We start from the raw sequence: 9099 nt of genomic DNA on the forward strand, positions 1-9099 counted from the left end.
CCGCCATCGCGGGATAGGGCCGAATTACCTGCGAGGTGTGGCCCCGGTTGATTTCCCCTCGAACATTGCTTCGCCCGTGGCATTGGCGTTTGGTACGCGCATTTCAAAGGTTTCGGAAATTCGGGCGTAATCATAATATCCCATGCGGGCGATGGGTTCGATTTTGGCAATGTCCAGCTTGCCTGACGGAAGGATCACTTCGTCCTTCACATGAATGCGCGTGACTTGCCCATATACGATGTCCATGCAGCTAATGGGCGTATTCCCCGGCAGCATATGTGTCGAAATATAGCGGCATTCAAAGTGACAGGGGCTTTCAGCCACGCGGGCGGCGGGGGCATCCATGCAGGCGGCTTTGGTCACGCCAGCGTGGGTGAATTCATCCTCCTGCGGGGGATGGGCCACAGCCGAGGCATTCATCGCATCGCGCAACGCATAGGTGGCCATGTTCCACACGAACCAGCCGGTTTCTTCGGCATTGATCACAGTATCCTTGCGCCGCCCGTCAGCATGACGGTTGGCGGCAAACATCACCATAGGTGGATCGAATGACAGGTTTTGCCATTGGCTGAATGGGGCAAGGTTGTGGATGCCATCCTTGCTGATGGTTGACAGCCAGCCAATAGGCCGCGGAACTGTGCAGCTTTTGAACGGGGAAAATGGCAGGGGGCATTGTTCCGTGCCGGGATCATATTGCATTTTATCATCTCACCCGTGTTTGTTGCTTTACCAGAAATGTAGCAAGCTTATAATGATTAGGCAAACTATATGAGGGCAAGGCGAAAGTTAGCTATCGAATATTTAGCTTGCATACGAAAATCGTATTGGCTAGTTTTCGCGCAGGAGGATTTAGCATGATCGACTATGATAAATTGATGGCGCGTGATTTCCCCGTCATCGAGCACAGCTATACCAAACGTGACACAATTCTGTATGCACTTGGTCTGGGTCTTGGTACGGAACCGCTTGATCCATCCCATCTGCGCGCAACCTATGAAGGGGCCGAAGGCTTCGGCGCTTTGCCCGCGATGGTGAACGTGATCGGGTATCCCGGTTTTTGGGCGAAAGAGCCTGACTCGGGGCTGACCTGGCAAAAAATCCTGCATGGGGAACAAAGCCTGACCCTGCACGCCCCGTTGCCTGCCGAAGGTACATTGCTGGGCAAGACCCGCATTACCGGGATCGTCGACAAAGGCGAAGGCAAAGGCGCGCTGCTTTATTCCGAGCGCGAACTGACCGACAAGGCAACCGGCGCATTGATCGCCACGGTATCCGGCACGACCTTCGCGCGTGGGGATGGTGGTTTTGGCGGGCCGAACGGGCCGGTTAAACCCGTACAGCCGGTCCCCGAGGGCGAACCGGACGCAACCTATGATTTCCGCACCCCGGTTGGGGCGGCTCTGATCTATCGCCTGTCGGGCGACTATAACCCGCTGCACGCCGATCCGGCTGTGGCCACGCAAGCCGGTTTTGAAAAGCCGATCCTGCATGGTCTGTGTTCGCTGGGTGTGGTGGCGTGGTCCATCACCGAGGCATTGGCGGATGGCAATTTGCAGGCGTTGAAGCATCTGGAACTGCGGTTCACCTCGCCGGTTTATCCGGGCGAAACCCTGCGCACGGAAATGTGGCGCGACGGGAATGATGTCCGTTTCCGCGCCCGCGTGGTGGAACGTGACGTGGTGGTTCTGAACAACGGGCTGGCCCGTTTGGCCTAAGCCGATTTACAGATAATCGAAGGAGAAGACAGATGAGCAACCGGCCCTTGCCGACCATCTATCCAGAAACGCAATTTTATTGGGATGGCGCGAAAGAAGGCAAATTGCTTCTGAACGCGTGTAACGCGTGCGATGGCAAAGCCTATTTCCCGCCGCGCCCGTTCTGCCCGACCTGTGGGTCGCGTGACGTGACCGTGATCGAGGCCAGCGGCAAAGGCAGCCTGTATTCCTATATCATCAACCACCTGCCCGCGCCGGGGTATGAACCCCCGTTCACCGTGGCGGTTGTGATGCTGGACGAAGGCGTGAAAATGGTCGCCAACATCATGGATTGCCCGGCTGATCCCGAAGCCCTGACCCTGGATATGCCGCTGGAAGTCACGTTCGAGCAGCGCGGCGATCTGTCCATTCCCCAATTCAAGCCCGCAGGAGGTGCAGCATGACCAGCGCATCCATCGCCATTGTCGGCGCCGCCGAAACCACCCGCATGGGCAAGGTGCCCGAGCTGTCGCAAACCGGCCTGCACGCCGATGCAGCCCTGAACGCTATGGCCGAATGCGGCCTGACCCCTGCCGATATTGATGGTGTGGCAACCGGCGGTCATGACGTGGCCGAAATCATTCAATATCTGGGGATCACCCCCACTTGGTACGATGGCACCTCGGTTGGGGGCTGTTCGTTCATCACGCTGGTGCGCCATGCAGCGGCGGCGATTGAAACCGGCCTGTGCAAAACCGTTCTGATCACCCACGGCGAAAGCGGCCGGTCGAACAATCGTAACCACCGCCCGATTTTCCCGTCGATGCAGCAGCAGGAATTCGAATCCATCTATGGCCCGCTGTTCCCGCCGTCGCGGTTTACCCTGCCGGTGATGCGCAAGATGAAAGACGACGGGCTGACCGAAGAGCAACTGGCGATGGTTGCCGTGGTTCAGCGCGAATGGGCAGGGTTCCACCCCCGTGCCACCATGCGCGACCCGATCACTGTCGATGACGTTCTGAACTCGAAAATGATCGCCTATCCGTTCCGGCTGATGATGTGCTGTCTGGTGTCGGACGGCGGCGGTGCCCTGATCCTGACCAGCGCCGAGCGGGCGAAGGATTTCCCGACCAAGCCGGTGTACCTGCGCGGTTTGGGCGGCGAAAGCGCCGAAGGTCCGATGATTTCGCAAATGGAAAGCTTCAGCTCGTCCAAGGCATTCCGCGTATCCGGCAAGCTGGCGTTTGAAAACGCCGGGATCACCCACGCGGATGTGGATCACCTGATGATCTATGACGCATTTGCCCACCTGCCGATTTATGGGCTGGAAGATCTGGGCTTTGTCAAACCCGGCGAAGGCGGTGCCTTCATCGCCGAGGGCAACACCCGGCCCGGCGGCAAGCTGCCGTTGAACACCAATGGCGGCGGTCTGTCCTACATGCACTCGGGGATGTACGGGATGTATGCGCTTCAGGAAGGCGTGCGCCAGATGCGCGGGATCAGCCCGGCACAGGTGCCAGACGCGAAACTGTCGGTCGTGCATGGTGTCGGCGGCATGTTCAGCGCAGCGGCAACCGTGGTTATGACCTCGGAGTCGCAGTGGTGAGCCAGTTCGCAGGCAAAACCGTCTTTGTTTCGGGCGGAACCAGCGGCATCAACCTTGGCATCGCGCAGCATTTCGCGCGCGAAGGGGCGAACGTCTTTGTGATTTCGCGCGACTCCGCCAAGGTCGAGGCTGCGGTGGCCGGTCTGCGCGCGCTTGGTGCGCAGGCTGACGGCCTGTCTGCGGATGTCCGGCAATTCGATCAGGTAAAGGGTGCGCTGGATCAGTGCGCCCAAACCTTTGGCCCCATTGACATTCTGGTGTCCGGGGCCGCCGGGAATTTTCTGGCCAAGGCGGAAAACATCAGCTCGAACGGGTTCCGCGCGGTGATGGAAATCGACGTGCTTGGCACCCATCATGTGATGAGCGCCGCCTTCCCGCATCTGCGCAAACCGGGGGCGTGCATCCTGAACATTTCTGCCCCACAAGGGTCAGTGGCGATGGTTGGGCAGGCGCATGTTTGTGCCGCGAAATCCGGTATCGACATGCTGACGCGTGCGCTGGCGCTGGAATGGGGGCCGTATGGTATTCGGGTAAATTCCGTATCGCCCGGTCCCATCGCCGATACCGAAGGGCAAAAACGGCTTGTCCCGAACCCGGCCGCTGTTCAGGAACGCATTGATGCGATCCCGCTGCGGCGCATGGGCAGCCTGACAGACGTGTCCGATCTGTGCCTGTTTCTGGCATCGGACAAGGCGGCCTATATCACCGGCACGGTCATTCCCGTGGACGGTGGCACGACACTGAACCCCACGCCCACACGCATGGGGCAGTTTTTGGAGGATTGACATGACTGGCGCATTGGACGGATTGCGTGTTCTTGATTTGACGGATCATCGGGGCCTGCTTGCCGGGCGATTGCTTGCCTTGATGGGGGCCGATGTTATCACTGTCGAAGGGCCGCAGGGCAATCCGGCGCGCCAGTATCCTCCTTTTGATGCTGATGAGGCATCGCTGTATTGGCAGACTTATGGAACGGGGCGGCGATCCCTGAAACTGGACCGCACGACCGAGGCAAAGCGCCTGATGGCGCTGGCCGCCGTGGCCGATGTGGTGATCGAATGCGGCACGCCGGGACGCGATCCGTTTTTGGACAGCGCCGCCCTGCTGGCGCAAAATCCGGCTGTGGTTCATGCGTTGATCACACCATTTGGGCTGACCGGGCCGAAAGCGGGCAATGCGTCGTCTGACCTGACGCTGTGGGCCGCTGGCGGACCGCTGAACCCCACCGAAAGCCTGACCGGGGTGCCAACCCGAATGGTGCTGCCGCAGGCATGGCATCATGCGGCCACGGATGCGCTGTGCGGGATCATGGTTGCATTAGAAGCCCGCAGACGTGGCGGGCAGGGGCAGCAGGTGGTGACATCGGCGCAGGCCTCGGCTACGCAATGCACCTTGTCGCTGTCGATGGCCACCGTGATCGGACACCCGGATTACGCCTTCCGCCCCGAGGTGAAATCGAAGAAGAAAAAAGAACTGGACCTGTCCGGTTCTGGTTCCCGGACGCAGCGGTCTAAGTGGCCGGTCAAGGACGGGTTGGTTGAAATGCATCTGGCGCTGGGTCCGGCGGCGGGGCGGTTTACCAATAGCCTGTTCAAATATCTGGGAACACAGGGCGCTGTTTCACAGAAGTTTCTGGCGTGGGACTGGATCACCCTGCCGCCGCTGATTGAAAATGATGAAATCACGGATGACGAGCTGGAACAGGCCCGCACCGAGGTTGCCGCCTATTTCGCCACCCTCACCAAACGCGAGGCGGTAGAGATCGCGCTGAAACACCGGCTGATGCTGGCCCCAATCTTTGATGCCAATGATTTGCTGGACAGCCCCCATGCCAAGGCGCGTGATTTCCTGCAAGAGGTCGGCGCATTGCGTTTGCCGGGCAAGTTCGCGCTTGGCTATGACGAAGGGTTCGTAACCGCCACCCCGGCCCCGGAACTGGGCGCGGGCGGCGATGCCGCCGAAGCCGAATGGCTGGCCGGACGAGACAAACAGCCCTTTGCGCCTGCACCGCAGCCCGCCACGGTGGCGCGTCCGCTGGATCATATCAAGGTGCTGGATTTGTCATGGGTCGTGGCCGGGCCGATGATTGGCCGTAACATGGCCGATTTCGGCGCACAGGTCATCCGTATCGAAAGCCGCAAAAAGCCCGAAGTGGCCCGCCTGACCGGCCCCTTCCCCGAAGGCGTGCGCGATCTGAACAAATCTGGCCTGTATGAAAACTGTAATGCCGGAAAACTGGGCCTGTCGCTGGACATGAGCCACCCCGAAGCCATCGCAGTCGTGCGCGATCTGGCCGCCAAGGTTGATGTGGTCGTCGAAAGCTTTGCGCCGGGACAGATGGCCAAATGGGGCTTGGGCTATGATGTGCTGTCGGCAGACAACCCCGGACTGATCATGTTGTCCACGTCGCTGATGGGGCAGTCCGGGCCGTGGTCCTCGTTGGCCGGGTTCGGCAATATCGGCGCGGCAATGTCGGGCCTGCAAAATCTGGTGGGCCGTGTCGGCAAAGACCCGGTTGGCCCATACGGTCCGTATACCGATTTCGTCGCCCCCCGCGTGGCGCTGCCCGTGCTGCTGGCCGCGCTGGAGGATCGGCGCAAATCCGGCAAGGGCCGGTCGCTGGATATCAGCCAGTCCGAGGCGGGGATGCAATTCATCGCGCAGGCCTTTGCGATGGCTTCGGCCACGGGGATTTCACCTGTTGCGCTGGGGAACAGCGATCCGCTGGTCGTCCCGAATGAATGCTACCCCTGTGCCGCCCCGGCAGGGGAAACCGCGTGGGTTGCGATCAGCGTTGCCACGGATCAGGAATGGCAGGCGTTGTGCGATGCGACTGGCGCAGACGCCTTGGCCGATCCCGCATTCAAAACCCTGGAAGGGCGCAAAGCGTCCGAGGACGCGATCAACGCGGGCCTTGCCGCCTGGTGTCAGGATAAAACCCCCAATCAGGCCGAGGCAATTTTGCAGCGCGCCGGTGTGGCAGCCGCCGTTGTGGCATCGGCCAAGGATCTGGCCGAAGACGCGCAGCTTGCCGCTTGGGGGCATTTCCAGACCACCCCGCGCACCGATGGCACCCCGGCCCATCACGAATCCTGCCGGTTCCAGCTTAGCCTGACCCCCGCGCAGGTGATGCGTTCCGCCCCGGAATATGGCCGCGACACACGGGCGGTTCTGGCGGAATGGTTGCATCTGGATACTGCCCGGATCGACCAGCTAGAAACAGACGGCGCCCTGACCTGAGCCTGTTTCCGCGACAAAAAACGCCCCCCGGATGAAAATCTCGGGGGGCGTTTTTGTTTGTCAGCCTACAGGCTGAACGCTTTAGCGAAAGTTAAAGCGCGGCGGCTGTTTGTTGGCAAAGCGGGCAATGGCATCCCTGTGGTAATCGCTGGACAGGCAAATCGCCTGCGCCTGCGCTTCCATTTCCAACAATTCGTCAGAGCTAAGCTCCATCGACCTGCCGGAAATGGCCTTGGTCAGGCTAAACGCCGTGCGCGAGGTCTGCGTCATCTGGGCGGCGATTTCCTGTGCGCGGGGCAGCAACGCCTCGGGGGTGGTGACTTCCATGCAAATGCCAATGCGCTGCGCCTCTTGGGCGTCGACGGTACGCCCGGTATAGAACAGTTCGCGCGCCCGTTGCAGGCCGATCATCCGGGGCAGTGAATAGAACAGATTGCCATCCGGCACCGCGCCCACCTTGCAGAAAGACGCGTTGAACGTGGCACGATCCGACGCAAGGATAATATCCCCGGTCAGCGCCAACCCCAGACCCGCACCATAGGCGGGGCCGTCTACGGCCACGATCACCGGCACCGGCATATCGCGCAGTTTGCTGACCCAGCTATGCAGGAACTTCATGCGCGGCAGGTAATCCTCGGCCCCTGAAACAAGCCCGGCCTTGTAATTTTCCAGCATTTTTTTCAGGTCGCCACCGGCGCTGAACACGCCTTCTGATCCGGTCAGGATCAGGGCGGACATGTCCGTGTCCCGCGACAGTTCAAGGATCGTGTCATGCATGGCCTGCCGCATCGCGTCCGAAAACGCGTTGCGGGACTTGGGTTCGGTCATCTCGATTTGGACAACACCGTTATCGCGGGTGAAGCGAATTGGGCTACTCATGCGTCTTACCTCTCTTTCCGGTCAGACAGAACGACTTCGCGGATGGCTTTTTTGTCGATCTTGTTGGTGGGCGACAGCGGCAGCGGACCATCCCAGATGGTCACGCCGCGCGGCGCTTTGAAATCGGCAATCTTTTCGCGGCAAAAGGCGATCAACTCGGCCTCGGTGGTGGTTTTGCCGTCTTGCAGCGCCACAACCCCGTAAACCATTTCGCCCCATTTTTCGTGGGGAACGCCGATCACAGCAGCCTGTGCCACAGCCGGGTGTTTGGTCAGCGCGTTTTCCGTTTCGATCGGATACACGTTTTCCCCGCCCGAAATGATCATTTCCTTGGTGCGACCGACCAGCGTCAGATAGCCGTCCTCGTCCAGAAAGCCGGCATCGCCCGTGTGATAGAACCCGCCACGCATGGCGTGGGCGGTATCCTCGGGGCGGTTCCAATAGCCGTTCATCACCTGCGGGCCGCGAATGATCACCTCGCCCGACTGGCCCGTGGGCACCGGGTTGTCGTTTTCATCGACGATACGCAAATCGCCATAGATCACGGGTTTGCCGACCGAACCCAGCTTACCGATCATCGGATTGCCGGGAACGTGGTCTGCCGGGGTCAACACTGTCAGCACGGGTGATGTTTCGGTCATCCCGTATCCCTGACAGAAAACGACACCGGGAATTGCCGCGATTGCGCGCTCCATCAGCGCGACCGGCATGGGCGACGCCCCATAGGTCAGGCAGCGGATCGAGGAGAAATCGAAATCGCCGAATTGCGGATGATCCATGATCATGCGCAGCATGGTCGGCACCAGCGTCATGGTCGTCACCCGCTGATCCTGAATGATCTGCATGGTTTCCAACACCTCGAACCGGGGCTGGATCACCATCGTCGTGCCATAGGCAATCGCGGTGTAGACGCGGCTGCCTGTGCCAAGATGGAACAGCGGCCCCGACAACAGCAGCACGTCAGTGTCGACATAGCCATACAGATGCCCGGACCCGGTGGCATTGGCCAACAGGTTTGCGTGCGACAGCATCACCCCCTTGGGAACCCCGGTGGTCCCCGAGGTGTAGAAGATGATCATCGTATCGTTGCTGTCACTTGCGCGATCTTCAAACGCATCGTCGGCAATCGGCCCAACCGCTTCAACCAACGCATCATAGCTGGGGGTGCCAGCGGGCAGGTCTGCGGCGTCTGCGTCCCAATCGGCAAAGATCAGATGTTTCAGGGACGGGCAGCGCTGCATCAGCGCCGCGGCGCGGGGTACGAAATGGCGGTCCACGATCAGCACCTCGGGGGTGCAGTCGGCGATCACTTCGACCATTTCATCCTCGGACAGGCGATAGTTCAGCGGTACAAGAATGCCCCCCACGACGCAGGGCGCATAATACATTTCCACCAACCAATGCGAGTTCTGACCCAGGTAGGCCACCCGGTCGCCAGGATTGACCCCGTGGTTCACCAACACCTGCCCCATGCCCTGAATCCGGTCGCGGAACTGGGCATAGGTAAAGTCGCGACCCTCGAAATGGGTCGCTTTCTTTTCCGGGTGCTTGAACGCGTATTTGCGAATCAGGTCGGGAAAGCGGTTCATTTTTTGCCCCCAAGAACCGACCGGCCGATGATTTCGCGCATCACCTCGCCGGTGCCGCCTGCGATCCGGCCCACGCGGGCGTCGGCCCAGG

9 protein-coding genes are annotated in these 9099 nt (G+C 60.4%); 5 read left to right on the forward strand and 4 right to left on the reverse strand.

Annotated features, from left to right (window positions below; genetic code table 11):
• Positions 1-24: 24 nt before the first annotated feature.
• Positions 25-699, reverse strand: a complete 675-nt coding sequence (locus tag FN828_RS17890; protein WP_142494741.1) for a flavin reductase family protein — start codon at positions 697-699, stop codon at positions 25-27.
• A gap of 155 nt (positions 700-854) precedes the next feature.
• Here FN828_RS17890 and FN828_RS17895 point away from each other — a divergent pair, with 155 nt between their 5' ends.
• The 5 genes from FN828_RS17895 to FN828_RS20775 are packed head-to-tail and all read left to right on the forward strand — an operon-like array spanning position 855 to position 6540.
• Positions 855-1715 (forward strand): MaoC/PaaZ C-terminal domain-containing protein, encoded by an 861-nt coding sequence (locus FN828_RS17895; RefSeq protein WP_142494742.1) that lies wholly within the window; start codon positions 855-857, stop codon positions 1713-1715.
• A 32-nt stretch (positions 1716-1747) separates the two neighbouring features.
• The gene (locus FN828_RS17900) at positions 1748-2158 is read left to right on the forward strand and encodes a Zn-ribbon domain-containing OB-fold protein (RefSeq protein WP_142494743.1); all 411 of its coding nucleotides are present in this window, start codon (positions 1748-1750) and stop codon (positions 2156-2158) included.
• Positions 2155-3300: a thiolase C-terminal domain-containing protein gene (locus FN828_RS17905; protein ID WP_142494744.1), complete on the forward strand. Its 1146-nt coding sequence runs from the start codon at positions 2155-2157 to the stop codon at positions 3298-3300. The genes FN828_RS17900 and FN828_RS17905 overlap by 4 nt, the downstream gene beginning before the upstream one ends.
• The gene (locus FN828_RS17910) at positions 3297-4085 is read left to right on the forward strand and encodes an SDR family oxidoreductase (protein ID WP_235891523.1); all 789 of its coding nucleotides are present in this window, start codon (positions 3297-3299) and stop codon (positions 4083-4085) included. Before FN828_RS17905 ends, FN828_RS17910 begins: the two co-directional genes overlap by 4 nt.
• Before the next feature lies 1 nt (position 4086).
• A complete protein-coding gene (locus tag FN828_RS20775; protein ID WP_142494746.1) occupies positions 4087-6540 on the forward strand; it encodes a CaiB/BaiF CoA-transferase family protein in 2454 nt (817 codons plus the stop codon).
• Positions 6541-6621: 81 nt separating this feature from the next.
• Here the strand turns inward: FN828_RS20775 and FN828_RS17920 are convergent, their stop codons facing one another.
• The 3 genes from FN828_RS17920 to FN828_RS17930 form a co-directional block, all read right to left on the reverse strand.
• The gene (locus FN828_RS17920) at positions 6622-7419 is read right to left on the reverse strand and encodes an enoyl-CoA hydratase/isomerase family protein (RefSeq protein WP_142494747.1); all 798 of its coding nucleotides are present in this window, start codon (positions 7417-7419) and stop codon (positions 6622-6624) included.
• Positions 7420-7424: 5 nt separating this feature from the next.
• Positions 7425-9008 (reverse strand): long-chain-fatty-acid--CoA ligase, encoded by a 1584-nt coding sequence (locus FN828_RS17925; RefSeq protein ID WP_142494748.1) that lies wholly within the window; start codon positions 9006-9008, stop codon positions 7425-7427.
• Positions 9005-9099, reverse strand: a 95-nt coding sequence (locus FN828_RS17930) for an acyl-CoA dehydrogenase family protein (protein ID WP_142494602.1), incomplete at its 5' end; no start/stop codon positions are given. The genes FN828_RS17925 and FN828_RS17930, both read right to left, overlap by 4 nt.

This window comes from Thalassovita litoralis, from assembly GCF_900182725.1.
In the GTDB taxonomy this organism is placed as follows: Bacteria; Pseudomonadota; Alphaproteobacteria; order Rhodobacterales; family Rhodobacteraceae; genus Thalassobius; species Thalassobius litoralis.

Bases quoted from the DNA above. Each gene is read 5' to 3' on its own strand.
- FN828_RS17890 (WP_142494741.1), bottom strand. From the start codon at position 699: ATGCAATATGATCCCGGCACGGAACAATGCCCCCTGCCATTTTCCCCG.
- FN828_RS17895 (WP_142494742.1), top strand. From the start codon at position 855: ATGATCGACTATGATAAATTGATGGCGCGTGATTTCCCCGTCATCGAG.
- FN828_RS17900 (WP_142494743.1), top strand. From the start codon at position 1,748: ATGAGCAACCGGCCCTTGCCGACCATCTATCCAGAAACGCAATTTTAT.
- FN828_RS17905 (WP_142494744.1), top strand. From the start codon at position 2,155: ATGACCAGCGCATCCATCGCCATTGTCGGCGCCGCCGAAACCACCCGC.
- FN828_RS20775 (WP_142494746.1), top strand. From the start codon at position 4,087: ATGACTGGCGCATTGGACGGATTGCGTGTTCTTGATTTGACGGATCAT.
- FN828_RS17920 (WP_142494747.1), bottom strand. From the start codon at position 7,419: ATGAGTAGCCCAATTCGCTTCACCCGCGATAACGGTGTTGTCCAAATC.
- FN828_RS17925 (WP_142494748.1), bottom strand. From the start codon at position 9,008: ATGAACCGCTTTCCCGACCTGATTCGCAAATACGCGTTCAAGCACCCG.